Source organism: Sinomonas albida, from assembly GCF_004919045.1.
In the GTDB taxonomy this organism is placed as follows: domain Bacteria; phylum Actinomycetota; class Actinomycetes; order Actinomycetales; family Micrococcaceae; genus Sinomonas; species Sinomonas albida.
Window position 1 is genome coordinate 19,187 of sequence record NZ_SWDW01000019.1, and the last position, 25,583, is coordinate 44,769.

23 protein-coding genes and 1 riboswitch are annotated in these 25,583 nt (G+C 71.0%); of the genes, 10 read left to right on the forward strand and 13 right to left on the reverse strand.

Annotated elements, in window-relative coordinates:
* Window positions 1-109 precede the first annotated feature (109 nt).
* The 8 genes from E6A26_RS16155 to E6A26_RS16190 all read left to right on the forward strand — a co-directional run bounded on the left by E6A26_RS16155 (window position 110) and on the right by E6A26_RS16190 (window position 9,161).
* Window positions 110-859 (forward strand): TetR/AcrR family transcriptional regulator, encoded by a 750-nt coding sequence (locus tag E6A26_RS16155; protein ID WP_136612232.1) that lies wholly within the window; start codon window positions 110-112, stop codon window positions 857-859.
* A 295-nt stretch (window positions 860-1,154) separates the two neighbouring features.
* Complete coding sequence (locus E6A26_RS16160; RefSeq protein ID WP_234865588.1) at window positions 1,155-1,925, forward strand: LamB/YcsF family protein; 771 nt, start codon at window positions 1,155-1,157, stop codon at window positions 1,923-1,925.
* 3 nt (window positions 1,926-1,928) lie between these two features.
* The gene (locus E6A26_RS16165) at window positions 1,929-3,668 is read left to right on the forward strand and encodes a 5-oxoprolinase subunit B/C family protein (protein WP_136612233.1); all 1,740 of its coding nucleotides are present in this window, start codon (window positions 1,929-1,931) and stop codon (window positions 3,666-3,668) included.
* The gene (locus E6A26_RS16170; RefSeq protein ID WP_136612234.1) at window positions 3,661-5,400 is read left to right on the forward strand and encodes an acetyl/propionyl/methylcrotonyl-CoA carboxylase subunit alpha; all 1,740 of its coding nucleotides are present in this window, start codon (window positions 3,661-3,663) and stop codon (window positions 5,398-5,400) included. Before E6A26_RS16165 ends, E6A26_RS16170 begins: the two co-directional genes overlap by 8 nt.
* A gap of 50 nt (window positions 5,401-5,450) precedes the next feature.
* Complete coding sequence (locus E6A26_RS16175) at window positions 5,451-6,128, forward strand: GntR family transcriptional regulator (RefSeq protein ID WP_136612235.1); 678 nt, start codon at window positions 5,451-5,453, stop codon at window positions 6,126-6,128.
* A 243-nt stretch (window positions 6,129-6,371) separates the two neighbouring features.
* A complete protein-coding gene (locus E6A26_RS16180; RefSeq protein WP_136612236.1) occupies window positions 6,372-7,082 on the forward strand; it encodes a DUF969 domain-containing protein in 711 nt (236 codons plus the stop codon).
* Complete coding sequence (locus E6A26_RS16185; RefSeq protein WP_136612237.1) at window positions 7,079-8,047, forward strand: DUF979 domain-containing protein; 969 nt, start codon at window positions 7,079-7,081, stop codon at window positions 8,045-8,047. Before E6A26_RS16180 ends, E6A26_RS16185 begins: the two co-directional genes overlap by 4 nt.
* A gap of 7 nt (window positions 8,048-8,054) precedes the next feature.
* Entirely contained in the window at window positions 8,055-9,161 is a 1,107-nt protein-coding gene (locus E6A26_RS16190; RefSeq protein ID WP_136612238.1) for a DUF2891 family protein, read from the forward strand.
* A gap of 13 nt (window positions 9,162-9,174) precedes the next feature.
* On the opposite strand, the gene ggt is transcribed toward E6A26_RS16190, so the two are convergent.
* On the reverse strand, window positions 9,175-11,001 hold the full coding sequence (gene ggt / locus E6A26_RS16195; RefSeq protein ID WP_234865590.1) for a gamma-glutamyltransferase: 1,827 nt from the start codon (window positions 10,999-11,001) through the stop codon (window positions 9,175-9,177).
* 168 nt (window positions 11,002-11,169) lie between these two features.
* On the opposite strand from ggt, the gene E6A26_RS16200 reads away from it, so the two are divergent.
* Entirely contained in the window at window positions 11,170-11,667 is a 498-nt protein-coding gene (locus E6A26_RS16200; protein ID WP_136612240.1) for a glutathione peroxidase, read from the forward strand.
* A gap of 25 nt (window positions 11,668-11,692) precedes the next feature.
* Here E6A26_RS16200 and E6A26_RS16205 read toward each other — a convergent pair whose 3' ends face one another.
* The 6 genes from E6A26_RS16205 to E6A26_RS16230 all read right to left on the reverse strand — a co-directional run bounded on the left by E6A26_RS16205 (window position 11,693) and on the right by E6A26_RS16230 (window position 18,206).
* Complete coding sequence (locus E6A26_RS16205; RefSeq protein WP_136612241.1) at window positions 11,693-12,709, reverse strand: NADPH:quinone reductase; 1,017 nt, start codon at window positions 12,707-12,709, stop codon at window positions 11,693-11,695.
* 194 nt (window positions 12,710-12,903) lie between these two features.
* Window positions 12,904-14,445, reverse strand: coding sequence for a UDP-N-acetylglucosamine 1-carboxyvinyltransferase (locus tag E6A26_RS16210; protein WP_136612242.1), 1,542 nt, complete (start codon window positions 14,443-14,445; stop codon window positions 12,904-12,906).
* Between the two features lie 109 nt (window positions 14,446-14,554).
* Window positions 14,555-14,947 (reverse strand): VOC family protein, encoded by a 393-nt coding sequence (locus E6A26_RS16215; protein ID WP_136612243.1) that lies wholly within the window; start codon window positions 14,945-14,947, stop codon window positions 14,555-14,557.
* A gap of 150 nt (window positions 14,948-15,097) precedes the next feature.
* Window positions 15,098-15,913 carry an energy-coupling factor transporter transmembrane component T family protein gene (locus E6A26_RS16220; protein ID WP_136612244.1) on the reverse strand — a complete coding sequence of 272 codons (816 nt, stop codon included), beginning with the start codon at window positions 15,911-15,913 and terminating at the stop codon, window positions 15,098-15,100.
* Between the two features lie 51 nt (window positions 15,914-15,964).
* On the reverse strand, window positions 15,965-17,605 hold the full coding sequence (locus tag E6A26_RS16225) for an ABC transporter ATP-binding protein (RefSeq protein WP_136612245.1): 1,641 nt from the start codon (window positions 17,603-17,605) through the stop codon (window positions 15,965-15,967).
* Window positions 17,606-17,615: 10 nt separating this feature from the next.
* Window positions 17,616-18,206, reverse strand: coding sequence for an ECF transporter S component (locus E6A26_RS16230; RefSeq protein WP_136612246.1), 591 nt, complete (start codon window positions 18,204-18,206; stop codon window positions 17,616-17,618).
* 40 nt (window positions 18,207-18,246) lie between these two features.
* A riboswitch (TPP riboswitch) is annotated at window positions 18,247-18,370 on the reverse strand.
* A gap of 91 nt (window positions 18,371-18,461) precedes the next feature.
* Between E6A26_RS16230 and E6A26_RS16235 the strand changes: the two genes are divergently transcribed.
* The gene (locus E6A26_RS16235) at window positions 18,462-18,722 is read left to right on the forward strand and encodes a DUF4235 domain-containing protein (RefSeq protein ID WP_136612247.1); all 261 of its coding nucleotides are present in this window, start codon (window positions 18,462-18,464) and stop codon (window positions 18,720-18,722) included.
* A 198-nt stretch (window positions 18,723-18,920) separates the two neighbouring features.
* On the opposite strand, the gene mnhG is transcribed toward E6A26_RS16235, so the two are convergent.
* The 6 genes from mnhG to E6A26_RS16265 form a co-directional block, all read right to left on the reverse strand.
* Window positions 18,921-19,292 carry a monovalent cation/H(+) antiporter subunit G gene (gene mnhG, locus E6A26_RS16240; RefSeq protein WP_136612248.1) on the reverse strand — a complete coding sequence of 124 codons (372 nt, stop codon included), beginning with the start codon at window positions 19,290-19,292 and terminating at the stop codon, window positions 18,921-18,923.
* 76 nt (window positions 19,293-19,368) lie between these two features.
* Window positions 19,369-19,632: a monovalent cation/H+ antiporter complex subunit F gene (locus E6A26_RS16245; RefSeq protein ID WP_234865599.1), complete on the reverse strand. Its 264-nt coding sequence runs from the start codon at window positions 19,630-19,632 to the stop codon at window positions 19,369-19,371.
* A gap of 5 nt (window positions 19,633-19,637) precedes the next feature.
* Window positions 19,638-20,234: a Na+/H+ antiporter subunit E gene (locus E6A26_RS16250; RefSeq protein WP_136612249.1), complete on the reverse strand. Its 597-nt coding sequence runs from the start codon at window positions 20,232-20,234 to the stop codon at window positions 19,638-19,640.
* Entirely contained in the window at window positions 20,231-21,919 is a 1,689-nt protein-coding gene (locus E6A26_RS16255) for a Na+/H+ antiporter subunit D (protein ID WP_136612250.1), read from the reverse strand. Before E6A26_RS16255 ends, E6A26_RS16250 begins: the two co-directional genes overlap by 4 nt.
* Entirely contained in the window at window positions 21,916-22,464 is a 549-nt protein-coding gene (locus E6A26_RS16260; RefSeq protein ID WP_136612251.1) for a Na(+)/H(+) antiporter subunit C, read from the reverse strand. Before E6A26_RS16260 ends, E6A26_RS16255 begins: the two co-directional genes overlap by 4 nt.
* Window positions 22,461-25,502, reverse strand: a complete 3,042-nt coding sequence (locus tag E6A26_RS16265; protein ID WP_136612252.1) for a Na+/H+ antiporter subunit A — start codon at window positions 25,500-25,502, stop codon at window positions 22,461-22,463. Before E6A26_RS16265 ends, E6A26_RS16260 begins: the two co-directional genes overlap by 4 nt.
* Window positions 25,503-25,583: the final 81 nt, after the last annotated feature.

The window sequence follows — 25,583 nt, forward strand, 5'->3', positions numbered from 1 at the left end:
CTGTCCTCTCCAAGGTTATATATGGAGACAGACAGGTCTGTCTATAGCGGTTGGGTGAACTTTCCGACCGGAGACAGACCGGTCTGTCTCCGGTGCTACAATCGTCCGCATGGACGGTCGAGATCGCGGCCGGGCCGAAGAGGCCGCCGCACGCAAACCTGCCCGCGAACGGATCCTCGAGACCGCGTACGGGCTCTTCGCTGCACGGGGCGTGCGAGACGTCGGCGTCGACGAGATCATCAGCCACTCAGGATCCGCCAAGGCAACCTTCTACCGGCACTTCCCATCCAAGGAAGCACTCGTGCTCGCCTATATGGACCGCTGGTACCAGGTACGCCACGACATGATCGAGGAGGCGATCGAGCACACGGACACGCCGGATGATGCCATCCTGACCGCCTTCAACGTCCTCGACGACTGGTTCAGCCGTGGCGCGGACGAGGTCAACACGTTCCTCCATGTCCTCACCGAATTCGGCCCCAACCACCCCTTGGGGCGTGCGGCAATGGAACACCTCGCGGCCATCCGGGGGCGTCTCGCGGCCCTCGCGACACGCGCCGGCCTGGACGACCCCGAGGGCTTCGCCTGGTCGTTCCACATCCTGACCAAGGGCGCCATGGTGGCCTCGATCGAGGGCGACCATCACGCGGCGCTCCGCGCCCGCAACCTCGCCCGGGCGCTCATCGAACAGCACCGCCCGAACCCGGAGCGACGGCTTGGATTGGAGCGACCGTCGGAATCGGCGGGCGACCGCGAATTCCTCCGCCAGCTCGACGACGCCAACGGCGACCCGCCGCGCCGGCTGGACGACGCCAACGGCGCCGGGGCCTTGCGCGAGCTCGACGACGCCAACCGCTAGGACCCCTGGGAGCGACGGATTGCGTCAAGCCGAACGCGATTCGGGCGACCGCCGACGAATCCGTGCGGCTGCCCCTGTTTCATTTCCGCGACAGCGGGTAGTGATCAGACAACGGAACGGTTGTTGGGACAGCGGGCGCCGGAACGTTAGGGAGACTGGGGTGCGAGGGTCCGAGCCGAATGGCTCGGGCCCTCGCTGCTGTCACAACGCAACTACCTTTCCGAAAAATTGTTGAACAATCCTCGCGTTTGGGGCATGCTGGTTCCATCACAGCATCCTGAGACGGAGGTCACTCGTGCCCAGCATCGACCGCGAAGGTATTGATCTCAACAGCGACGTCGGCGAATCGTTCGGCAATTGGACATTCGGCGACGACGCCGCCATCTTCGCGAGCGTCTCGAGCGCCAACGTCGCGTGCGGCTTCCATGCCGGCGATCCGAGCCACATCCGCGCAACGTGCCGCGCCGCGGCCGAGGCGGGCGTCACCGTGGGAGCGCACCCCGGCTACCGCGACCTCGCGGGCTTCGGCCGCCGCTTCATCGACATGGACCCGGGCGAGCTCACCGACGACGTCATCTACCAGATCGGGGCCCTCCGCGCGCTCGCGCAGGCGGCCGGCACCGAGGTCCGCTACGTCAAGCCGCACGGCGCGCTCTACAACACGATCGTCCACCACGCGGCCCAGGCGGCCGCCGTCGCGCGCGCCGTCGCCGAGGCCGACCCGACGCTGCCCCTTCTGGTACTCCCTGGCTCCGAGATCCAGCGCGCAGCAGAGGCCGCGGGCCTCCGCACGGTCGTCGAGGCATTCGCCGACCGCGCCTACACGCCCGAAGGCACGCTTGTCTCGCGCCGCGAGCCGGGCTCGGTGCTCCACGACCTCGACGCGATCGTCGAGCACGTGCTCCGTATCCTCGACGGCAAGGTCCGCGCAATCGACGGCACGGTGGTCCCGATCGACGCCGGGAGCATCTGCGTGCACGGCGACACCCCCGGCGCCGTGACGATGGCGGCCCGCATCCGCGCCGCGATCGCGGGCGTCGGGGTCGAGATCAGGAGCTTCGCGTAGGCCATGCCCGCTTCTGAGGCCGCCGCGGCGGCGACCCAACACCGCCCCGAAGTGGGCACGGCGCCGGGGCGCGGCGCTGTCGTCGGCATCCGCCCGTCCGGCAGCCGCGCCGCCCTCGTCGAGCTCGACTCGCTCGGCGCGGTCCTGAGCCTCGCACGCCAGCTCGACGCCGAGCCGCTGTCCGGCCAGCGCGACGTGGTCCCCGCCGCCACGACCGTCCTTGTCTCGGCCGACTCCCCCGAGTCGCTTGCCGCGATCGTGCGGCGGGTGCGCTCGCTCGACCTCGGCCCGGGCGAGCAGCGGGCCGGCGAGCTCGTGGTCATCGAGACCGTGTACGACGGCGCTGACCTCGACGAGGTGGCCCGGCTCACCGGGCTGAGCCGCGAAGGCGTCGTCGCCGCGCACTCGGGGCAGGTGTGGGATGCCGCGTTCGGCGGCTTCGCGCCCGGCTTCGCCTATCTTGCGGGCGACGGCGCGCTCGACGTCCCGCGCCGGTCCTCGCCGCGCACTGCGGTCCCGGCGGGATCGGTGGCACTCGCCGGCACGTATTCCGCGGTGTACCCGCGCGAGTCGCCGGGCGGGTGGCAGCTCATCGGCCGGACGTCCGCCGTCATGTGGGACCTCGAGCGCGCCAATCCGGCGCTGCTCCGGCCCGGCGACCGCGTCCGCTTCGAGCCCGTGCGGGAGGCGGCGACGCTTGCCGAGCGCGCGGCTCCGGCGACGGCGGGCGCGGATATGGGCGAGACCGAGGATGCGGACGCGCCGTCGTCCGAGGAGCCGGGCCTCGTCGTCGTCAGCCCTGGCCTCCAGTGCACGGTGCAGGACCTCGGGCGCCCGGGCCTCGCCGCGCTCGGGGTGGGCGCCGCTGGCGCGGCCGACCGCGCCGCGCTCCGGCGGGCGAACCGGATCGCGGGCAACCCGCCGGGGGCGGCCGCCCTCGAGGCGCTCCTCGGCGGGCTGACCGTGCGCGCCGCGCGGGACCAGGTCCTGGCGGTCACCGGCGCGCGCGTGCCGCTGCGGATCGCCCCGGCGCAGGGCGCTGATCCGAAGGGAGGCGCGGACGACGGCGCGCGGTCCGGTTCTGCGGGCCAGAGGCAGCCCCCGCTCGACGCACCGTTCGCGCTCCTCGCGGGCGAGACGCTCACTCTGGGCACGCCCGCGGCGGGGCTGCGCAGCTACGTCGCTGTGCGCGGGGGTTTCGCGGCGCCCGAGGCGCTCGGGAGCCGCTCGACGGACACGCTCGCCGGGATCGGGCCCGAACCTCTCCGGGCGGGGGACGCGCTCGCGATCCTGCCGATCGGGGGCGCGCACGTGGTCGGCGCGCCCGAGGTCCCGCCGCCCCTGCCCGAGGGCGTGGCCGTGCTGCACGTGGTCGTGGGGCCCCGGGACGACTGGTTCACGGACCGCGCCCTGGACGACTTCCTCTCCGCCGAGTGGACCGTGACCCAGCAGTCCAACCGCGTGGGGCTGCGCCTCGATGGGCCGCGGCTGGAGCGGAGGCGCGACGGCGAACTCGCGAGCGAGGGCACCGTGCTCGGCTCCATCCAGGTCCCACCGAACGGCCAGCCCGTCCTCTTCCTCGCCGACCATCCGGTGACGGGCGGCTATCCGGTGATCGCCGTCGTCGTCGATGCCGACCTCGACAGCGCGGGCCAGCTCCCGCCCGGCGCGCGCGTGCGCTTCGCGGCCGCGACCGCCTCCGCCAGAACATCCGCCCAGCCCCTAGGAATCACCCATGCGTAAAGTCCTCATCGCCAACCGTGGCGAGATCGCCGTCCGCGTGGCCCGGGCCTGCGATGACGCGGGCCTCGAAAGCGTCGCCGTCTACGCGGACCAGGACGCGGACGCCGTCCACGTCAGCGCGTGCACGGAGGCCTACGCGCTCGGCGGCACCTCCCCCGCGGACACCTACCTCGACGCGACGAAGCTCCTCGCCGTCGCGGCGCGTTCGGGAGCCGACGCCGTCCACCCCGGCTACGGCTTCCTGTCCGAGAACGCCGACTTCGCCCAGGCCGTCCTCGACGCGGGCCTCACGTGGATCGGCCCCTCGCCCGAGACCATCCGCCTGCTCGGGGACAAGGTGAGCGCGCGTGCCGTGGCCGTGCGTGCCGGCGCACCGCTGGCCCCCGGCAGCGACGGGCCGGTTGCGAGCGCCGAGGAGGTCCGGGAGTTCGCCCGCGAGCACGGCCTGCCGGTGGCCATCAAGGCCGCGTTCGGCGGCGGCGGTCGCGGACTCAAGGTCGCGAGGACCTTGGACGAGATCGAGGAGTGCTTCGACTCGGCGGTACGCGAGTCCCGGGCCGCGTTCGGCCGCGAGGAGTGCTTCGTCGAGAAGTTCCTCGACAAGCCGCGGCACGTCGAGGCCCAGGTGCTCGCGGACACGCGCGGCAATGTCATCGTGGCCGGGACGCGCGACTGCTCGCTCCAGCGCCGCCACCAGAAGCTGGTCGAGGAGGCGCCCGCGCCGTTCCTCAGCGCCGAACAGCGGGCGCGGGTCCACGAATCGGCCAAGGCGATCTGCCGCGAGGCAGGCTATGTGGGCGCGGGGACGGTCGAGTATCTCCTCGACCAGTCGGGGACGCTGAGCTTCCTCGAGGTCAACACGCGCCTCCAGGTCGAGCATCCCATCACGGAGGAGACCTCGGGCCTGGACCTCGTGGCCGCGCAGCTCGCGATCGCGGGCGGCGGCACGCTCCCGGCTCTCGAGGACCCCGAGCCGCGCGGGCACGCGATCGAGTTCCGCATCAACGCCGAGGACCCGGGGCGGGGCTTCCTGCCCTCGCCCGGGACCGTGGAACGCTTCGCGGCGCCGACAGGTCCGGGGATCCGCGTGGACTCCGGCGTGCGCGACGGATCGGCGGTACCGGGCCAGTTCGACTCGCTCCTCGCGAAGCTCGTGGTCTGGGGCTCGGACCGCCAGCAGGCGTTGCGACGGGCCCGCCGCGCGCTCCGCGAGTTCGAGATCCGCGGGGTCGCCACGGTGCTCCCGTTCGACCGCGCCGTCGTCGAGAGCCCGGCGTTCGCGGGCGATGACGGGCTCGGCGTCTACACGACCTGGATCGAGTCGGAGTTCGCGGCGGAGCTCGCCGCGAGCCCCGAGTTCACCCCCGCCGCGGCCGACGGCGGGCGGCGCACCTTCGCGGTCGACCTCGACGGCCGGCGCGTGATGCTCGGCGTCCCGGAGGCGCTTTTCGCGGGGCTGGCGGCCACAGGTGCCGGCGCCACGCCCGGCGAACAGGCCGGCGCGGGCGGCCCCGCCGCGGAGGCCGCCGTGACCGCCGGGATGGGCGGGACGATCGTGAAGTGGCTCGTCGAGCCGGGCACGGCAGTCGAGGCGGGGGCCGCCGTCGTCGTCCTCGAGGCCATGAAGATGGAGACGACTGTCCAGGCGCACCGCGCCGGGACGGTCGGGGAGCACGCCGCGAACCCGGGCGACGCCGTCTCCCCCGGGGACGTCCTGACCACGATCTCGTAGCTCGCCGCCGGCCGTGCGGGTCTTAGGGGTGCGGGTCTTAGGGTGGTGCCATGACGTCTGAGGAGGTTCTGGCCGGCCTGGAGGCCGAGGCCCGCGCGACCAAGCACGCCGAGACGAGCTCTTGGGTCGCGGCCCAGCTGCGGCAGCGGATTGCGGCCGGCCAGCTCGCCCCGGGTGCGAAGCTCGCGGAGGAGTCCCTCCGCGATGCCCTCGGAGTCTCCCGGAACACGCTGCGCGAGGCGTTCGCGACGCTGCACGCCGAGCGCGTCGTCACCCGAATCCCCAATCGCGGCGTCTTCGTCTCCCACCCCACCGCGGAGGACATCCGCGAGATCTACCGCGTCCGCCGGCTCGTGGAGCCCGCGGCGCTCCTGTGGTCGCCACCGGCACCGACCGGGCCGCTCGCGGCGATCGTGCGCGAGGCGCGGCGGGCCGCCGAGTCCGAGGACGTGCCCGCCATGGCGAACGCGAACCAAGAGTTCCACCGCGCGCTCATCGCCCGTGCGGGGAGCGAACGCCTGGACAGCTTCATGGAGCAGATCCTCGCGGAGATGCGCCTCGTCTTCGCGACCATGGGTGCCCACCCGCGCTTCCACGCCCCGTACGTCGAGGACAACGCCCGCATCCTCGAGCTCCTCGAGGCCGGCCGCGCCGCGGACGCCGCGGCGCTCATGGCCGACTATCTCGACCGCGCCGAGCAGCAGCTCCTCGCCGCCGTCGCGGGCTGACCCAGGCAGCGCGTTCCCGACCTTCTTTGGATCGCGTCTCCGACGACACGCCGCGGGACGCGCCGATTCCGGCGATTCCACCGCCTCAATGAAGGTCAGCAACCGAGCGGCGCCCAAGATCTTCCGGGATTGTTCAACGAAAGCCTTGATTGATTGTTGAACAAAAGGCTATGCTCTGGATCACACGCGCTCTTCGGCGCACACCCCTTCGCACGACCGAACCCATTTTCGGAACGGATAATCATGCTTGTACTCATCGGGGTACTTCTGGTGATCGTTGGCTTTGCGATCCGCCTGAACCCACTCGTCGTCGTGACTGTCGCCGGCATCGTCACTGCACTCCTGGGCGGGCTCAACCCGCTCCAGATCCTCGAGGCCTTCGGCAGCGGCTTCGCGAGCAGCCGCTCGGTCACGATCTTCGTCGCCGTGCTGCCGGTCGTCGGCATCATCGAGTATTTCGGGCTGCAGGAGCAGGCCAAGACGCTCATCGGCAAGCTCGCCAAGCTCACGGCAGGCCGCGTTCTGCTCGGCTACCTCGCCGTCCGCCAGATCACCGCCGCGGTGGGCCTCAACAGCATCGGCGGCCACGCGCAGACCGTGCGCCCGCTCGTCTTCCCGATGGCCGAGGGCGCGGCGCTGCGCCGCTACGGCCACGTTCCCGAGCACATCAAGGAGCGCATCAAGGGCCATTCGGCCGCGGCGGATAACGTGGGCGTGTTCTTCGGCGAGGACGTCTTCGTGGCCGTGGGCTCGATCCTCCTCATCACGACGTTCGTCGACACGACCTACCACCTCCACCTCGAGCCGCTCCAGCTTGCGCTGTGGGCCATCCCGACCGCGATCGCCGCGTTCCTCATCCACGGCTTCCGGCTCCTGCGCCTCGACAAGCAGCTCGACAGGGAATACGCAGAACTCGAGAAGGCCGAGCCGGCCACCGCAGGAGAAGCCAAGTGATCAATGTCGAAGCCGTCTACTGGCTCATCGGAATCCTGTTCATCGCGTGGGCCGTGCTGATCGTTCGGGACGCGAATCACCCCCGCCGCTGGGGCAGCTCGGCCTTCTGGGGCCTCCTGGGCCTGTGCTTCTTCTACGGCACGTGGGTCCAGGCCGGGACCGCGCCGGGGTGGATCCTCGGCATTGCCGTACTCGTGCTCGTGGCCCTCGCCGCGACGAGGCAGCTCGCGGACGGAAGGGCCAAGACCTCGACCGGAGAGCAGCGCGAGGCCTTCGCCGCGCGCTTCGGCAACAAGCTCTTCATCCCGGCGCTCACGCTCCCGGTCGTAACAGTCCTCCTCGTGCTGCTCGCGCCGGTCCTCACCATCGGCAAGACCCCGATCCTCGATCCCAAGAACACGACGCTCGTGGCCCTGGCGATCGGCGCGATCGTGGCCGCCGTCGTCGCTCTCGTGATCCTCCGGCCGAAGCACCCGCTCACGCCCGTGTTCGAGAGCCGCCGCATCCTCGAGTCCATCGGCTGGGCCGCGCTCCTGCCCCAGATGCTCTCGACGCTCGGCATCCTCTTCACGAAGGCCGGCGTCGGCACCGCGGTCAGCACGCTCGTGACCGGCGTCATGCCGAAGGGCTCGCTCCTCGCTGCCGTCATCGTCTACTGCGTGGGACTGTTCGTGTTCACGGTCCTCATGGGCAACGGCTTCGCCGCGTTCCCGATCATGACGGCCGCGATCGGCTGGCCCGTGCTCGTCCAGCAGTTCCACGGCAACCCGGCGATCGTCTTCGCGATCGGCATGCTCGCCGGCTTCTGCGGGACGCTGTGCACGCCGATGGCCGCAAACTTCAACCTCGTGCCCTCGGCCCTGCTCGAGATGAAGAACAAGTACGGCGTCATCACCGCCCAGCTCGGCACGGCGTTCCCGCTGCTCGTCGTCAACACCGCCCTCATGTACTTCCTCGCCTTCTAGGAGAACCGTGGACTTCGACCTCCTGCCCTCGGCCGCGGAGCACTGCGCCGCCGTCGTCCTCGACAACCTGAGCCGCGCCTACCCGCACTCGGCACACCACACCCAGCGCTCGGCAGGCGACCGCCCGGTCCCGTCTGAGCTGCACCCCGCGTTCTACACGTCCTTCGACTGGCACTCGTGCGTGCACATGCACTGGTTGGGGGTCAGCGTGCTCAGCGCGGCGGCGGGCGGGGCGTCCGGCACGGCTGCCGACGCAACAACAGCCGACGACGGCGGCCCTCACCTCGAGCCGGGCACGGCGGCGAGGCTCCGGCACGCCTTGGCCGACAACCTCACGGCGGAGAAGCTCGCCGTCGAGGCCGCGTATCTCGCCGACAACCCGTCGTGGGAGCGGCCGTACGGCTGGGCGTGGCTCGTGCGCCTCGCGGCGGCGTGCTCCGCGTCCTCGGACCAGGAGATCCGGGGCTGGGGTCAGAACCTCGAGGGGTGCGTCGACACGGTGGCCCGCCTCGCGACCGAGTGGCTGGCGAAGGTCGAGCACCCCGTGCGGCACGGGCTGCACACGAACTCGGCGTTCGGCGTCGCGCTCCTGCTGGACGGGTTCCGCGCACTCGGCCGGACCGACGCCGCCGAGGCCTGCGAGGCAGCCGCGCGTGCGTGGTTCGGCTCCGACGCCGGCTGGGCCACGGAATGGGAGCTCAGCGGCCAGGACTTCCTCTCCGCGGGCCTGAGCGAAGCGGACCTCATGCAGCGCGTGCTCGGCCGTGACGACTTCGCGGCGTGGCTCGAGCAGTTCCTCCCGGGCCTCGAGGCGAGCTCGCGCATGCTCTCCGTGGTCGGCGTGACGGACGAGTCCGACGGCTACATGGTCCACCTCCACGGCCTCAACCTGACGCGCGCGGGCCAGCTCTCGCGCGTGGTGAGGGCGCTGCGGGAGGGGGCGTCGCCGTCGTCGTCTGTTTCGCCGAGCGAGCCCGTGCTCGCGGCGGCGATCGAACCCCTCCTCTCGGCCGGTATCGCGGCCCTCGACAGCGGCGACTTCATGTCGACGCACTGGCTCGCGAGCTTCGCATGGGACGCCCTCGAGTCGCGGAGCGCCCTGCAGCTCGCCTGAACGCCGAACTCGCCTACGGCGACGGCTGCACCACCATCGCCGACCCGCCGCCGCGCCGGACGGGCTCGGCCGCGGCGAGTGTCCGGCCGTCGGGCAGGAACTCGATCGCGGTCTCGGCCCCGATCTCCGCGGCCGAGGTAAACGCGTCGCCGGACGGCTGGAACACGTGGCCGTACGGGGTCAGCTCGCTCCCGTATTTCGCGATGAAGGCCGGCTCAGCGGTGACCTTCGCGGTGTTGCGCTGCGACGCACGCGGCGCGGCGATCGCCTCGGGAGTGGTCATGCCCCGGTCGATCCGGTTGAAGATCGTCTGCAGCACGGTCGTGATGATGGTCGAGCCGCCGGGCGAGCCGAGTGCGAGGAACGGCTTGCCGTCCTGGAGCATGATGGTCGGTGAGATGGACGAACGCGGGCGCTTGCCGGGATCGATCCGGTTCGGGTCCGTCGGGCTGTAGACCGCCGAGAAGTCCGTGAGCTCGTTGTTGAGGATGAAGCCGCGCCCCGGCACGACCTGGCCCGAGCCGCCCGTCTGCTCGATGGTGAGCGTGTACTCGACCACGTTGCCCCAGCGGTCGGACACGGTCATGTTCGTGGTCGAGATGTTCTCGGTGTCCTTCTCACTCGCCGGAGCCGCCGCGGCCATGGGGCAGACGCCGTTGTATCCGGTCACGTCGCCCGGCGGGACAGGCTTCGTCGCCGCATGCGTGGGGTCAATCGAGCACGCGCGCTGTTTGCCGAAGAGCGGGTCCAGAAGCGCCTTCGTCGGCACGTTGACGAAGGCGGGGTCCCCCACGTATTTGCCGCGGTCGGCGAACGCGAGCGCACTCGCCTCGAGGTAGTGGTGCAGCGCGTCCGGATCGTTCATCCCGGCCAGGTTGAACTGATCGAGGATGTTGAGCGATTCGCCCACGGTCGTGCCGCCGCTGCTCGAGGGCGCCATGCCGTAGACGTCGTAGCCGCGGTAGTTCACGTGGGTGGGGTCGCGGTCGATCGTCGTGTAGTTGGCGATGTCCGCGGCCGTCATGGACCCGGGCGGCACTGGCAGCGTCGTGCTGGGCGACTTGAGCGGGTTCTGCACGACGCTCGCGATCTCGGACGCGAGCGGCCCGCGGTAGAACGCACCGATCCCGTCCTTCGCGAGCAGGCGGTAGGTCGCCGCGAGGTCGTGGTTCTGGAAGATCGAGCCGACCTGCGGAGCGTCGCCTCCGGGGAGGAAGAGGCTCGCTGTCGCAGGGAAGGCCTCGAAGCGGGCCTTGTTGTCGAGAGTCTGCTGGCGGAACGTCGGGTCGACCACGAAGCCGCGGTCCGCCACCTTGATGGCGGGCTTGAGCGCCTCGCCGAGTCCCACGGTGCCCCATCGGTCGAGCGCGCGCTGCCACGTCGCGGCCGTCCCGGGCACCCCCACGGACACGCCGCTCGTCACGAGCTCGGGCGTGAAGTTGTACGGCTTCCCGGTGGCGGGGTTGATGAACGCGTCGTGCTTCATTGCGGCGGGCGCGGTCTCGCGGCCGTCGATCGACTGCACGGTGCGGGTCTTCGCGTCGTAATAGGTGAAGAAGCCGCCGCCCCCGATTCCCGAGCTGTACGGCTCGGTCACGCCGAGGGTCGCGGCGGCGGCCACCGCGGCGTCCACGGCATTCCCGCCGTTGCGGAGCACCTCGAGCGCCGCACCGGAGGCCTCGGGGTCCACGGTGCTGACGGCGCCGCCGTAGCCAACGGCGGTGGGAGTCTTGGTGTTCTGCCGCGGGTCCGCGGACGCCGGGCCCGCAATCGCCGCGCTCGAAACTCCGAGCGCGACGGCGGCCACGGCGGCGGCCAATTGGTGTCGGATCGTCCTCACAGGTCCTCCCAGAAAAATCCAAGCGTGCTGACAGGGTGTGACCCAAGCTACTTGGCGTCTGGGAGGGGCGTCAGCCCCGGAAGCAATCGAGTTTCTGATGCCTGGACGCATGAACCGGGCACGGCTCCTGTTCGTTCCTCCCTCGGAGGAGAGTCTCGAGGAGGGCCGATGGCGGAGCTGAACAGCATCCCCGTGACCACGCTCGCCGGGCGGGAGACGACGTTCGGCGAATGGTCCGACGACGTCCGGCTGGTGGTGAACGTCGCGAGCCGGTGCGGGCTCGCGCCGCAGTACGAGCAGCTCGAGCAGCTGCAGCGGCGCTACGGGGACCGCGGCTTCACGGTGCTCGCGTTCCCCAGCAACCAGTTCCTGCAGGAGTACCGGGACAACGAGAAGATCGCCGAGTACTGCGCCGCGACGTGGGGCGTCACGTTCCCCGTGATGGCCAAGGTGCGGGTCAACGGCCGGACCGCGCACCCGCTCTACCGGGAGCTGGTCAGGACCCCCGACGCCGAGGGCAAGGCCGGTCGGATCACGTGGAACTTCGAGAAGTTCCTCGTGCTGCCGGACGGCATAGTGCACCGCTTCCGGCCGCGCGTCCTCCCCGACGATCCGGCCATCGTGGCGCTCATCGAGTCCGCACTCGCGCGCGAGCCGCGTTCCTAGCTGCGCCCGTCACCCTTCCTGGCACTCAGATGTCTACGAGCACCTTGCCGACTGCGCCGCGCTCCACGGCATCGTGGGCAGCCGCCGTGTCCTCGAGCCGGAATCGCGTGAGCGGGAGGCCGTGCTCCTCTCCCACGCGGAGCGCGCCGTCGGCGAGCGCCGCGGAGACGGCCGCCACGGCGTCGGCCTTCTGCTGGTCGGTGACGGTGTAGGTGAGGACGAACTGGAGCCGCACGTTCTTGGCCATGGCCTGGCGCACCGGCATCGCCACGGTTTCGTCCGAGGCGCCGGCGTAGGCGGCGATGGTCCCGCCGGTCGTGATCGCCGCCAGATCCGCCGCCACGTTGGCCGCGAGGTTGACGTCCACGATCACGTCGACGCCGTGGCGTGCGACCCGCCGCGCCTCCGCGGCAACGTCCTGCGTCCTGTAGTTGAGGACGACGGCGGCCCCGGCCTGAGCAGCAAGCGACGCCTTCTCCTCGCTGCTCACGGTGGCGACGACGGTTGCTCCTGCCCACCGGGCGAGCTGGATCGCGGCATGGCCGACGGCGCCCGCTCCCCCGGTCACGAGAACCGTCCGCCCGTCGAGCGTCCCCTTGGCGAGCCGGGCGGGACCGTGCTCGCTCGAGGTGAGCGCCCGGTGCGCGGTGAGGGCCGGAATGCCAAGGGAGGCCCCGGCGTCGAACGTCTCGGAGTCCGGCAGGGGAACCGCCTTGCGGGCGGGCACCACGACCGCCTCCTGCGCCGTCCCCTCGGAGCCTCCGAACGCGACGTCCCACAGCCACACGCGTTGCCCGACGCCGAGCCCGGAAACCCCGGGACCCACCGCCTCGACGACGCCGGCGCCGTCCTGGTTCGGCACGTGCCAGCCGTCGAGGGTCGCCGCGTAGGTGCCGCCGGCCCGGGCCTTCCAGTCTGTGGGGTTCACGCCGGACACGGCCACGCGCACGCGGACCTCCCCCTCGCCTGGCTCGGGAACCGGGCGGTCCCGGAGGACGAGGACGGAGGAATCGCCGGTGCGCTCGTACATGATCGCCTTCATGTGCCGATACTCCCCCGAATCGAGGCGCCTACGCAGCCTCTGGCGGAGGTTTCCGACCTTCTTCAAAGGCACGATCGGTCGATGCGCGGCGTGTCGGGGCCCGACGCGCCGCGAGGCGATCTCATTCCAGGTCGAAATCTGAAAGGCCGCCCGAGTCGCTGTCGCGAAACCGCGAGGGTTTCCAGAAGAACTCGTCAGTCTTGGAAGTACTCGATCCGTGCACCGATTGAGTTGAGCCGCTCCGCGAGGTCCTGGTAGCCGCGCTCGATCACGTAGATGTTGCGGAGCTCGCTCGTGCCGCGGGCCGCGAGCATGGCCAGCAGGATGCAAGCCGCGGGGCGCAGCGCCGGCGGGCACCCGACCTCGGCAGCCCGCCACTTCGTGGGGCCGTTGACGTAGATCCGGTGCGGGTCGAGGAGCTGGATCTGGCCGCCGAGTCGGTTGAGCTCGGTGAGGTAGATCGCGCGGTTCTCGTAGACCCAGTCGTGGATGAGGGTCTGACCGGTCGCATTGGCCGCGATGACCGCGAAGAACGGCAGGTTGTCGATGTTGAGCCCGGGGAACGGCATCGGGTGGATCTTGTCCGCGGGAGCGTGGAGTTCGGACGGGAGCGTCGTGACGTCCACGAGCCGCGTCCGGCCGTTGCGGGCCACGTACTCGCCCGAGATTTCGAGCTGCTGGCCCATCTGCACGAGCGTCGCGAGCTCGATCTCCATGAACTCGATCGGCACGCGCCGCACGGTCACCTGCGAGTTCGTCACGATCGCGGCCGTGATGAGGCTCATGGCCTCGATCGGGTCCTCGGACGGGCAGTACTCGATGTCCTGCTCGATCCGCGAGAGCCCGCGGATGCGCAGCGTCGTGGTCCCGACGCCCTCGATCTCGACGCCGAGGCTCTGGAGGTAGAAGCACAGGTCCTGGACCATGTAGTTCGGGGATGCGTTGCGGATCACCGTGAGGCCCTCGCGGTGCGCGGCGGCCATGATCGCATTCTCGGTGACGGTGTCGCCGCGCTCGGTCAGGACGAACGTGCGGTCGTGGCCGTCGGCCTCGGGGGCCCGCACGGAGTAGAAGCCGTTCGACGCCTCGACCGCGAGGCCGAAGGTCCGGAGCGCCTGCATGTGGGGTTCGACGGTGCGGGTGCCGAGGTCACAGCCGCCCGCGTACGGAAGCTTGTACTCGCTGCGCTCGTCCAGGAGCGGGCCGAGCAGCATGATGACGCTGCGGGTGCGGCGGGCGGCTTCGACGTCCATTGCGTCGAGGTTGAGCGTGGCCGGGCGGCGGATCTGGAGGTCACGCGGCTGCTCTCCGAGCGCGCCCGGGAGCCACGTGCACTCGACGCCGATCGAGGTCAGGACCTCGACGATCCGGTTGACCTCCTCGATGCGGGCGAGGTTGCGCAGCGTCGTGGTGCCGCGGTTGATGAGGCTCGCGCACAGGAGCGCGACGCCGGCGTTCTTGGAGGTGTTGACGTCGACGGCTCCGGAGAGCCGGCGCCCGCCCTCGACCCGGAGATGGGTCATCTTGGACGGACCGATATTGAGGATGCGCTGACCGAGGATGTCCTCGATCCGCTGGAGCATCTTGAGGCTCAGGTTCTGCTTGCCCTGCTCCATGCGCGCAATGGCACTTTGGCTGGTGCCAAGTTCCGCAGCCAGCTGCCCCTGCGTCCATCCCCTGTCGCTGCGCACTTCGCGCAGAATCGCCCCGACGGTCTCAGCAGTCTGTTGTGCCATACCGCCAAAATATCACAGATGCGATAGATGGCCGCAAATCGACACGTTTTTGAGACATCTGCCGGTCTAGACCGCCCGGTAACACATATTCATGAGATAACGCAAGCTCTCAGGGCTCGTTGACGACCGAAAGCACGTTACCCGCGGGGTCCTTGAACCAAGCAATCCCGTTGCCTGCCTTGCCGTTCGGGTCGCGGAGGATCCCGTTCTCGTCGAGCGGCATCTGCTCCGAACTCGGGTACAGGTCCGTCCTGATCCCGAGCTCATGCAGCGACGCGACCGCCGTGTCCACGTTCGGCACCACGAAGTTCAGCACCGTGTGCGTGGCCGGGATGTGGTCCGGCTTCGGGTACGCGAAGACCTGCGCGCCGCCGGGGAGCGTGAGCCGCAGGCCGCCCATGATGTCTTCCGAGGTCAGGCCCAGTGTCCCGACGTAGAAATCCCGCGCCTTGTCGACGTCGTCGATGCTGAAGCTCGAGAACGATCCAGTGATCTCAACCATCGTGGGCTCCTCTGCTCATGGTCCTCTGGGTGATCCCCGGGGAAAGGATTCCACCGGCGCGCAGGGAGCACCAGAGGCGGCATTGACCGATCTGGCGAGGCGCCGCCGTCGTCCGCTCCGCCGGCGCCCGGCCGCCGTCGTCCGCTCGGGCTAGCCCCACGCGACGTTCCACGTCCCGAGGACGACGGCGGCCCCCACCGCGAGCGCCGCGATGCCCACTCCGGCGGCGACCACCCAGGCGTCGATCCGCGAGAAGCTCGACTCGCGGGCCCACGTCCGCGGCGCCGCCCGGCCATCCACGACGCTCCCGAAGCCCCGCGCCTCCATGGCGACGGCGAGCCGCGTGGCCCGCCGGATCGCCACGACCAGGAGCGCGAACGCCTGGCCGAGGAACGTCCGGAAGCGCTCCACGGGGCTGTGGCCCGTCCCGACGCCACGGGCCCGGCGCGCGAGGCCCAGCGTGCGCCACTCGTCCACGAGGAGCCCGACGAGGCGCATGCCCGCGAGGGCGCCGAGGACGAAGCGGCTGGGGAGGCGGAGCTTCTGGGCGAGGCCGTCGGCGAGGTCGGTCGGGTCGGTCGAGAAGAGCAGGAAGACGCCGGGGAGCGCGATCGCGAGGCCGCGCAGCCCGATCGCGGCGCCCGTGAGCACGGAATGCTCCGTGAACACGGCCGGGCCGAGGTGGACCCACACCGGTCCCGTCTTCACGCCGAGCAGGGCGGTCGAGTACGCGGCGACGGCGGCCGCCGCGACGAGCGGCCACGTGCGGCGCGCGAGCGTCCCGACGCGCACGCCGAGGAGCGGCACGAGGCACAGTTCGCACGCGAGCGCGACCGAAGCCGAGACCCAATCGACGCTGAACAGAAGCGAAACCGTGATGCACAGCGCGGCCGCGAGCTTCGCGACGGGGTTGGCCCGCGCGAGCACGGAGTTGGCGACGTCGGGGGTGAGAAAGTCAACGCTCACGCGACGGCCCCTCTCCAGCCGCACCGCGCAGGGCCGCGGGCAACACCGCGCTCACGCGACGGCCCCCACCCGCGACGCATGGCCGCCGTCGACCCGGTACACGGCGTCCGAGAGGGCTGCCGTGAAGTGCTCGTCATGCGTCACAGCGAGCAGCGACGTGCCCTGGTCGATCAGCTCGGCGAGGAGCCGCACGAGCTCGGCCCACGTGAGCGCGTCCTGTCCGAACGTCGGCTCGTCGAGCACGAGGATGCTGGGACTCGTCGCGAGCATCGTCGCGACGGAGAGCCGCCGCTTCTCCCCGCCCGAGAGCGTGAACGGGTTCGCCTCGGCGAGCCGCTCGAGCCGAAGCCGCTGCAGGAGCCCGTCGACGATGCGGCGCGTCTCGCCCGGCGCGAGCTTCGCGACGCGGCGCGGCCCGAACTCGAGCTCGTCGAGGACGCGCGGAGTGAGGAACTGGTGCTCAGGCTCCTGGAACACCGTGCCGATGCGGCTCACGAGTTCGCTCGACCGCCAGCGGTGCGGGCTCGACGCGGCTCCGCGGGCCAGCGGCGGGAGCGCCTCGAGGGTGCCGCCGACGGCGGGGAGCAGCCCCGCGAGCGTGAGCGCGAGGGTCGACTTTCCCGCGCCGTTCGGGCCCGTCACGCTCGTCGCGTGCCCGGCGCGGAGGGTGAGCTCGATGCCGTCGACCACCGGCGGAGCCTTGGGCGAGCGGCCGGCGGCGAGCCCCCGAGCGCTCAGCAGGGCCGCCCCGACGCTTGCCGTCTCGGGCGCAGATGATCTGTACCCGAGACGGGGGCGGACGACGTCGGCGCGCACCACGCCGCTCGAGGGGTCGCCGCCCGCAGGGCGCACCACGCCGCCAGGTGAGTCGCCTCCCGAGGGGCGCCACGCTCGGACGGCGCGCCCGTCGTCGTACTCCTCGCCGGTGAGCGGATGCCAGCCGGGGACCCAGACGCCCGCGGTGGCCAGCCGCCGTCGTACGTCGGCCTGGCCGAGCACGCGCTCGGGCGAGCCGTCCGCGAGCAGGCCGCCGCCCTCGCCGAGCACGACGACGCGGTCCACGAGCTCGGCCCACACCGAGACACGGTGCTCGACGACCACGAGCGTGGCGCCCGTGCGATCCAGACTGCGTCGCACGGCCGCGCGGACCTCGTCGACGCCGTCGGGGTCGAGGTTGGCCGTCGGCTCGTCGAGAAGCACCAGGCCTGGCTCCATCGCGAGGATTCCGGCCAGGGCGAGGCGCTGCTTCTGGCCGCCCGAGAGCGCCGCCGTGGGGCGGTCGAGCGGGAGCTCGAGGCCCACGTCCGCGAGCGCGCGATGGACGCGCGGCCAGATCTGCTCGCGCGGAACGGCGAGGTTCTCGCAGCCGAACGCGACCTCGTCGCCCACGCGGGCCATCGCGATCTGGCCGTCCGGGTCCTGGAGCACGAGCCCGGCGCGGCCCCGCGCGTCGGGTGCGCGGACGCCGTCGACCGTGAGCTCGCCGTGCTCCTCGCCCTCCTCGGCCGCGCCGAGGACGCCCGCGAGCGCGTGCAGCAGGGTCGATTTGCCCGCCCCCGACGCGCCGAGCAGGAGCACCCGCTCGCCGGGCGCGATGTCGAGGTCGAGGCCGCTCACCGCGAAGGCCTTGCGGCCCGCGTGCCGCCAGCCCCAGCCGCGGGCCCGGACCCTGGCGGGGCCAGAAGGGGACATGCCGGGGTCCTCAGACGTCCGCCGTGCGCCCTGCGGCGAAGGCGGAGAGGGCGCCCGTCTTGGCCAGTGCCTTGACGGCGAGCCAGCTCAGCAGGCCGGCGATCACGATGCCCGAGACCACCGCGAAGACCGTGTAGGCGACCTGCCAGCCGAACTCCCAGTCGACGAAGAACTGGATGACCTCGCTGACACCGAGGGCAAGGCCCGAGAGCGCGCCCGCGAGCAGCGCGACTCCGAGGTTCCAGCGGCGGTAGCGGAAGATCGCGAATCCCAGCTCGGCGCCGAGGCCCTGGACCAGGCCGGAGAGAAGCACGGTGACGCCGAACTGCGAGCCGAGCAGCGCCTCGACGACGGCCGCGACGAGCTCGCAGAACAGCGCCGCTCCCGGTTTGCGGATGATCAGGCCGCCCAGGATGCCGGCCAGGAGCCAGCCGCCCGAGTAGAGCCCGCTGAGCGGGGCGAAGGCGGCCGTGACGACCTGGATTCCCGTGTAGCCCTGGTCCCAGAGCCAGAAGATGACGCCGCACGCCACGGAGACGACCGCGGCGACAACGATGTCCACGACGCGCCAGGTATAGACCGGCTTGGTGCTGATGCTCATTGGTTTCCTCCCACTGGAGTAGGAGGGGCGGCAGCAATCGCTGCCTGAGAACTCGACTTCCTTCGCCGGTATTAGCCGGAGCAGGTTCGAGGGTCTGCGGTGGTCCGCACTCTCAGCGCCCTTCGCCGGTGATGGCCGACGGCGGCGCTCCCCTGTCGTATGAAGTGCCGCCAGTCTACCGCTAGGCTGGGCCGAGAGCTCTCATGGGCTGGCTGCACCAGATGCCGGAACCCGCCAAACGCGAAGGAGACGGACGTGACCATTCTCATCAAGCTGCTCGGAACCGCCATCAGCATCGGCGCAGGCTTCGCGGCCACGAAGGTCCTCGACTCCGTGTGGGAGAAGAGCACGGGCAACAAGCCGCCGAAGGACGCAACCAACATCGAGGCCAGCCTTCGCGACACGTTGGTCTTCGCACTCGTCTCCGCCTCGGTGGGCGCCGTGGTGAACGTCTTCACGCAGCGGTACACGCAGAAGGCGATCGCGCGCTTCAACAGCACGCCGGACCAGGTCTAGCCTCTTCGCTCCGGGGCACGGGGGTCGACTCCCGCGGGTCGCTGCCGACCTCCCCCGCTTCTGATCCAAGTTCCCCCAACTTCAGCGGCCTGTTACCTCGTCGACCCGCGGGAATCCGGGCGAGTGCCGCCTTCATAGGCCTAGAAGCTGGGGAGATGGGCGCACTAACTGGGGAACCGGGTTCAGAAGCCGGAAAGGCTACGCCTCGAGTTCCTCTTCCTCGGCGCGCTCGACCCGGGCCACGACGTCGTCGAGCTCGTCGACGGTGAGGGCCGTCTTGTCGACGTGCTTGGTCCGGTAGCCTGCCCGGCCCACCATGTGGGCCGAGACCGGAACGGTCAGGAGCTGGAAGATCCACGCGACCACGAGGAGCGGGACGAGCTCCCACGAACGCAGCTCGAGCCCGAGCGCCGTGAGCAGCAGGAGCGAGCCGAGCACCTGCGGCTTGGTCGCGGCGTGCATGCGCGTGAGGAGGTCCGGGAAGCGCAGGAGCCCGATCGCGGCCCCGAGCGAGAGCAGGGCACCCGCGACCATGAGCACGCCTGCCACGATGTCCACGGGGTCGGTCATGGCCGCCTCCGACCCACCGCGAAGCTCGGCCCCGTCCAACGGGCCCAGACAGAGATCCCTGCGAAGCCGCTCCCGGTCATGGCCGCCTCCGATCCTGCACGAAGCGCGCCACGGTCACGGAGCCGACGAAGCCGATCAGCGTGATCGCTACGACGAGTGCGAGGTTGTTGGTGTTGTGATGCCCGGCCATGTCCACGATGAGGCCTGACGCGAGCACCACGAGCAGGACGTCCGCGGCGAGCACGCGGTCCAGCAGCGCGGGGCCCTTGATCATCCGCACCACAGCGCCGAGTGCGGCGAACGCAAGCAGGACGCTGCAGACAATCAGAACTCCATCCAAGAACGTCACGATGGCTCCTCCCCACTCTCCCCCGGAAGCGCCGACGACACCCGGCGCAAGTGCTCCTCCTCGCGCAGCAGCCGCAGCTCCTCCTCGGTGCCCATGACCCGGATCAGCTCGGCCTCGGCCGCGAGCACCGAACGCCGCAGCCGCTCGGCGGCGGCGCGGTCCGGAACGTCGATGCCGTGCACGTAGAGCGTCGCGTTGGCCCGGTCCACGTCCACGACGAGCGAGCCCGGGATGAGCGAGATGACGTGACCGGTGGCGGTCACGAGCAGATCGGAGTGGCTCCGGAGGGGCACCGCGACGACGGCGCTCGTGGCGCGCGGGCCCGCGGTCAGCGCGAGGCGAAGGATGTGCAGGCTCGCCACGACGAGCTGGCCCAGGAACGAGAACGCGAAGCGTACTGCGTGCAGGACATTGAACCGCCCGCTCAGGTCGACGGGCGGCAGATACAGGAACCGCGTCACCACGAGCGCGAGCACGAGCCCGAACACGAGGTTCCCCGGGCTGAAGTCCTGCCACAGCGCGCCCCACACCACCACGAGCCAGGCGAGCAGCGGCAGCTCGGTCCGCAGCGAGATGCGCGGGGCGGGGCTCATGGCTTGGCCCCCGTCTGGGGCTGGCTGCCCGGCGTCTGGCCACCCGGAGCCTGGCCGCCCGGAGCCTGGCCCACCGGCAACGCGCCGCCCGGAGCCTGGCCGCCCGGCAACGCGCTGCCCTGGGGCTGGTTCAGATGCGACGCCGCAAGCTTCGCCGCGTCGGACCCCAGCACGGCTGAGATGTACGGCGTCCGGTCGAGCATTTCCTTGGCTGCGGCCTGGCTCACCTGGAACAGCGGGCCCGCGAACACGGTGAGGGCGAGGCCGAGGCCCACGAGCCCGGCCGTCGCGCCCACCATCGCCGCGGGCATCGAGGCGCGCCGCGCGGGGGCGAGGAGCGCTGGGTCGGGGTTGTCGGCGTCGTCCGCGGTGCGCCAGAAGGCGCGGCCCCACACGCGCGCCATCGCGAGGAGCGTCAGGAGGCTCACGGCGACGCCGGCGACGACGACGGCGAGCGCCATGGGCGTGCCGAGCGCCACGCCGGCCTGGATCAGCCCGAGCTTCCCGAGGAACCCGGACAGCGGCGGGATCCCGGCCAGGTTCATGGCCGGGATGAAGTACAGGAGTGCGAGGAGCGGCGAGAGCTTCGCGAGCCCGCCGAGCCGGTCGATCGACGCGGTCCCCGCCCGCCGCTCGATGAGCCCAGCGACGAGGAAGAGCGAGGTCTGCACCGTGATGTGGTGCATGACGTAGAAGACGGTCGAGGCAAGCCCGATGACCGAACTCATCGCGAGCCCGAACACCATGTACCCGATGTGGCTCACCAGGGTGAACGAGAGCAGTCGCTTGATGTCCGTCTGGGCGAGCGCTCCGAGGATCCCGACCACCATCGTCAACAGCGCGACGACCATGAGCGGAACGTTGAGGGCGTCGCCCGGGAACAGGAGCGTCTCGGTGCGCACCATCGCGTAGACGCCGACCTTCGTGAGCAGGCCGGCGAACACCGCGGTGACCGGGGCGGGCGCGGTCGGATACGAGTCCGGGAGCCAGAACGAGAGCGGGAAGACTGCGGCCTTGATCCCGAAGCCGATGAGCAGCATGACGTGCAGCAGCACCTGCGTCTCGGGCGAGAGCTGGCCGAGCTTCACGGCGAGATCGGCCATGTTCACGGTGCCGGTCGCGGCGTAGACTATCGCGATGGCGATGAGGAACAGGAGCGAGGAGACCACACTGACGACGACGTACGTCACCCCCGCGCGGATCCTCGCCGTGGTGCCCCCGAGCGTGAGCAGGACGTAGCTCGCGGTGAGCAGCATCTCGAAGCCGACATAGAGGTTGAAGAGGTCGCCCGCTAGGAACGCGTCGGAGACGCCCGCGATGAGGATCAGGAAGCTCGGGTGGAAAACCGAGATGGGCCCGTCCTTGTCCCCGTCGGCGATGCCCTGGGACACCGCATACACGAGCACGGCGAGGCTCACCGCGCTCGAGACCACGAGCATGAGCGAGGAGAACTGGTCCACGACGAGCGTGATCCCGAGGGGCGGGATCCACTCACCGATCGGCACCGCGACCGTCCCACCGCCCCACACCGAGGCGAGGAGCCCGACCTCGAGCGCAAGCGTGAGCGCGACCACGCCGATGCTCACGATCCGCTGGGCGCGTTCCTGCCGCAGGAGCAGGAAGGTCACCGCTGCGCCGAAGATGGGAAGGACGACGGCGAGCGGCGCCAGGCTGGCCAGGTTCACTCGGGCTCCTCCTCGTCGTGCGGGCCGGCGGCGAGCGGCACGGCATCGCCGAGCACGGCATCGTCCGGAAGGTCGGCTGCATGGGGCGCCGCCGCGAGCGCGGCGCGATCGGCCTCGGCAGCCTCGACGAGGCTCGGGAACTCGCTCAGATCGGCGGGCACGTCCGCGTCCTCCTCCGGGACCCAGCCGGACTGGGCCGCGACGCGGCGGTCCTCGAGGTCGTCCGCGACCTCGTCGGCCCGGCCCAGCTGCCACGTCCGGTAGATGAGCGCGAGCATGAATCCCGTGACGGCGAAGGAGATGACGATCGACGTCAGCACGAACGCCTGCGGGAGCGGGTCGCTGTACGAGCGCGGATCCGTCCCCTTGGAGAAGAACGGCGCCAAGCCCGCGTAGCCGCCTGTTGTCAGCAGCAGGAGGTTCACGCCGTTGGTCAGCATGAGGAGCCCGAGCAGCACGCGGGTGAGGCTCCGCTCGAGGAGCAGGTAGATCCCACAGGCGAACAGCACGCCCGAGATCAGGAGGAGCGTCAGATTGGGGCTCATGCGCGCTCGCTCTCCCTCGATGAATCCGCGCGCGCCGCGCCCCGCCCGGCGGCTTGCGGTTCGGCGCCCTCGCGCGGGCCGCCTTCCCGCTCCCGCCGGCCACGCAGCTCCCGTGTCGCGTCGGCCCGCGTGCGGTCCTCGATCTGCTCGTCGATGCGCGAGCCGAGGCTCCGCAGCACATCGATCACGAGCCCGACCACGATCATGTAGACCCCCACGTCGAACAGCGTCGAGGTCACGAACTTCACGTCGCCGAAGACGGGCAGCCACATCGTGAGGATCGCGCTCTGCAGCACCTGGCCGCCGAGGAGAAGGGGGACCCCTGCGGCGAGCGCCGCCGTCGCGAGCCCGACGCCGAGGAGGATGCCGGGGTTGAACGGCGCCGCCTCCCGCAGCTCGAACCGGCCGCCGGCGAGGTACCGGATGGTGAGCGCGATGCCGGCTACGAGCCCGCCCGCGAAGCCGCCGCCCGGCGCGCTGTGGCCCGCGAGCAGGAGATACAGCGAGAACAGCACCATGCTGTGGAAGATGAGGCGCGTGATGACCTCGAAGATGATCGAGCGCCGCTCCGGCGCCAGCGTCCGCCCGGCCACGAGCCACGGGTCCCGCTCGACGGTCGCGAACGTTCGGGCCACTGACAGCTCGGCCGCGCTGCGCGGAGTGTGCTCCACGGCCCTGACCCGGCCGACGCTCCCCGTCTCGACCTCGTGCGCGGGCCCGAGCCCGCGGCCGCGATGGCTGATGAAGATGAGGCTCGCGATGCCGGTCGCCGCGAGGACGAGCACCGAGATCTCGCCGAGCGTGTCCCACGCACGGATGTCCACGAGCGTCACGTTCACCACGTTCGTGCCGCCGCCCTGGCTGTACGCGATCTCGGGGAAGCCGAGCGACACCGGGGCGGACTTGCGGGCTCCCATCGCGAACATCCCGGCGAAGACCACGACCGTGCCGAACATGACGGCGATGATGATGCGGGCCACCCGGTAGGCGCCGCCCGTGCGGTCCCGCAGCTGGGCTGGGAGGCGCCGCATGCCGAGCACGAACGCGACGAGCACGATCGTCTCGACCAGCAGCTGCGTCATCGCGAGATCCGGCGCGCCCTGGAGCGCGAAGATGAGCGCGATCCCGTAGCCGGTCACGGACACCATGAGCACGGCGAGGAAGCGCTTGTTCGCCCGGACCGCGGCGAGCGCACCGATCGCGATGCCCACCCCGACCACGGCCTGGAGCGGGGAGTTCGGGTCCACGAAGAACGTCGTGCCCGGGATCGCGGGCCGGGTGACGAGCATGACGACGAGGGGCAGCACGGTCGCGACCGAGAGGATCACCGCGAGGTAGAAGAAGAGCGAACCGCGCTGAGTCCGGCCGGTGACCCAGATGGCCGCGTCGTCGACGGCTCCGATCGTGGCGCGGTACAGGCGCTCGGCGTCCGGGAGGCGCGAGACTCCCACCTGGACGCGGTACACGGCGTCGCGGAGCCAGAACAGGAGGGCTCCCCCGAGCCACGCCGCGACGGAGAGCGCGAGCGGCAGGTCCAGCCCGTGCCACGCCGCGAGGTGCTCGGACGAGCCCGCGTGCGGCGCGGCCCACGCGTCGACGGGCGCGGGCCACACGCCATAGACGAGGCCGAGGACTCCGAGGATCGCCGGGGCCGCCACGAAGACCGGCGTCACGGGCTTGAAGGGCGTGTCGGGGAGGCCCGGCTTGCGGGCGAACGCACCCCACACGAAGCGGGCGCTGTACGCCACCGTGAGAATCGAGCCCAGCACGAACCCCACGAGGACGACGGCGCCCCACGGCTCCCCGAGCACGGCCTCGCCGCCCGCTCCTCCCGCCCAGAACGCTCCGAATACGGACTCCTTCGCCACGAAACCGCCGAAGAGCGGGAGGCCGGCCATCGACGCTGCCGCGAGGACGGCCACGACGCCGAGCCCGCGGGCCTGCGGGAACACCCCGGAGAGCCGCCGGACATCGCGCGTCCCGGTCTGGTGGTCCACGATTCCGACCACGAGGAAGAGCGTCGCCTTGAAGAGGGCGTGCGCGACCACAAGCGCGAGGCCCGCGAGCGCCGCGTCCGGCGTCCCGAACCCCACGACCGCGATCATGAACCCGAGCTGGCTCACCGTCCCGAACGCGAGGAGCAGCTTGATGTCGGTCTGGCGCAGCGCGCGGTAGCCGCCCACGAGCAACGTCGCGAGGCCGAAGCCCAGCACGACGGGCCGCCAGTAGGGCGTGTCCGCGAAGCCGGGCGCGAGGCGGGCCACGAGGTAGACCCCGGCTTTGACCATCGCGGCGGCGTGCAGATACGCGGAGACCGGCGCGGGCGCCGCCATCGCCGCGGGCAGCCAGAAGTGGAACGGGACGAGAGCCGACTTGCTGAGCGCGCCGACCAGGACCAGAAGCGCCCCCACGGCCATCGCACCCGACGTGGGCGCCGCCGTCGTCAGCTCGCCCGCACGCGCGAGGATCGCCGAGATCCTGTAGGTGCCCGCAGCGTTGCCGATGACGATGAGCCCCACGAGCATCGCGAGCCCACCTGCGGTCGTGACCACGAGCGCCTGCACCGCCGCGCGGCGCGCGGCCAGGCGCGCCCGCGCGAAGCCGATGAGGAGGAAGGAGAGGACGCTCGTCAGCTCCCAGAAGACGAAGAGCGCGATGAGATCGTCTGCGGCGACGAGCCCGAACATCGCGCCGGCGAACGCCAGGAGCTGACCGCCGAAGCCGCCCAGCCCTTCGTCGTCGTCCTTGAAGTACCGGGCGCAGTAGGCGAGGACGAGCGCGCCCACGCCGAGGACCAGGAGTCCCATGACCCACGCGAGGGGATCGAGCCGGAACGCGAAGTCGAGGCTCAGGCCCGGCACGTAGGTGAACGTCTCGTCGAGACCCGCACCGTAGGCGGCACCGTGCTGGGCCGCGAGCCACACGAGGGAGAGGGCGGGTACCGCTGCGAGGAGGAAGAACGCCGATCGGCCCCACCGCCGGAAGATCCAGGGCGCACCAGCCGCCACCGCAAAGTGCAGGGCGAGGACTGGTACCACGAGGCGCCTCCGCTGGTTCGGGTGCTATCGAGTCAAAGAAGTTGGGGTCGGGCGAAAATGAGTTGGGTTCATCCCCACGCA

What these genes read in the sequence shown, in the direction of transcription:
- E6A26_RS16155 (WP_136612232.1), top strand. Translation starts at nt 110, where the DNA reads ATGGACGGTCGAGATCGCGGCCGGGCCGAAGAGGCCGCCGCACGCAAA.
- E6A26_RS16165 (WP_136612233.1), top strand. Translation starts at nt 1,929, where the DNA reads ATGCCCGCTTCTGAGGCCGCCGCGGCGGCGACCCAACACCGCCCCGAA.
- E6A26_RS16170 (WP_136612234.1), top strand. Translation starts at nt 3,661, where the DNA reads ATGCGTAAAGTCCTCATCGCCAACCGTGGCGAGATCGCCGTCCGCGTG.
- E6A26_RS16175 (WP_136612235.1), top strand. Translation starts at nt 5,451, where the DNA reads ATGACGTCTGAGGAGGTTCTGGCCGGCCTGGAGGCCGAGGCCCGCGCG.
- E6A26_RS16180 (WP_136612236.1), top strand. Translation starts at nt 6,372, where the DNA reads ATGCTTGTACTCATCGGGGTACTTCTGGTGATCGTTGGCTTTGCGATC.
- E6A26_RS16200 (WP_136612240.1), top strand. Translation starts at nt 11,170, where the DNA reads ATGGCGGAGCTGAACAGCATCCCCGTGACCACGCTCGCCGGGCGGGAG.
- E6A26_RS16205 (WP_136612241.1), bottom strand. Translation starts at nt 12,709, where the DNA reads ATGAAGGCGATCATGTACGAGCGCACCGGCGATTCCTCCGTCCTCGTC.
- E6A26_RS16210 (WP_136612242.1), bottom strand. Translation starts at nt 14,445, where the DNA reads ATGGCACAACAGACTGCTGAGACCGTCGGGGCGATTCTGCGCGAAGTG.
- E6A26_RS16215 (WP_136612243.1), bottom strand. Translation starts at nt 14,947, where the DNA reads ATGGTTGAGATCACTGGATCGTTCTCGAGCTTCAGCATCGACGACGTC.
- E6A26_RS16225 (WP_136612245.1), bottom strand. Translation starts at nt 17,605, where the DNA reads ATGTCCCCTTCTGGCCCCGCCAGGGTCCGGGCCCGCGGCTGGGGCTGG.
- E6A26_RS16230 (WP_136612246.1), bottom strand. Translation starts at nt 18,206, where the DNA reads ATGAGCATCAGCACCAAGCCGGTCTATACCTGGCGCGTCGTGGACATC.
- mnhG (WP_136612248.1), bottom strand. Translation starts at nt 19,292, where the DNA reads ATGACCGACCCCGTGGACATCGTGGCAGGCGTGCTCATGGTCGCGGGT.
- E6A26_RS16250 (WP_136612249.1), bottom strand. Translation starts at nt 20,234, where the DNA reads ATGAGCCCCGCCCCGCGCATCTCGCTGCGGACCGAGCTGCCGCTGCTC.
- E6A26_RS16260 (WP_136612251.1), bottom strand. Translation starts at nt 22,464, where the DNA reads ATGAGCCCCAATCTGACGCTCCTCCTGATCTCGGGCGTGCTGTTCGCC.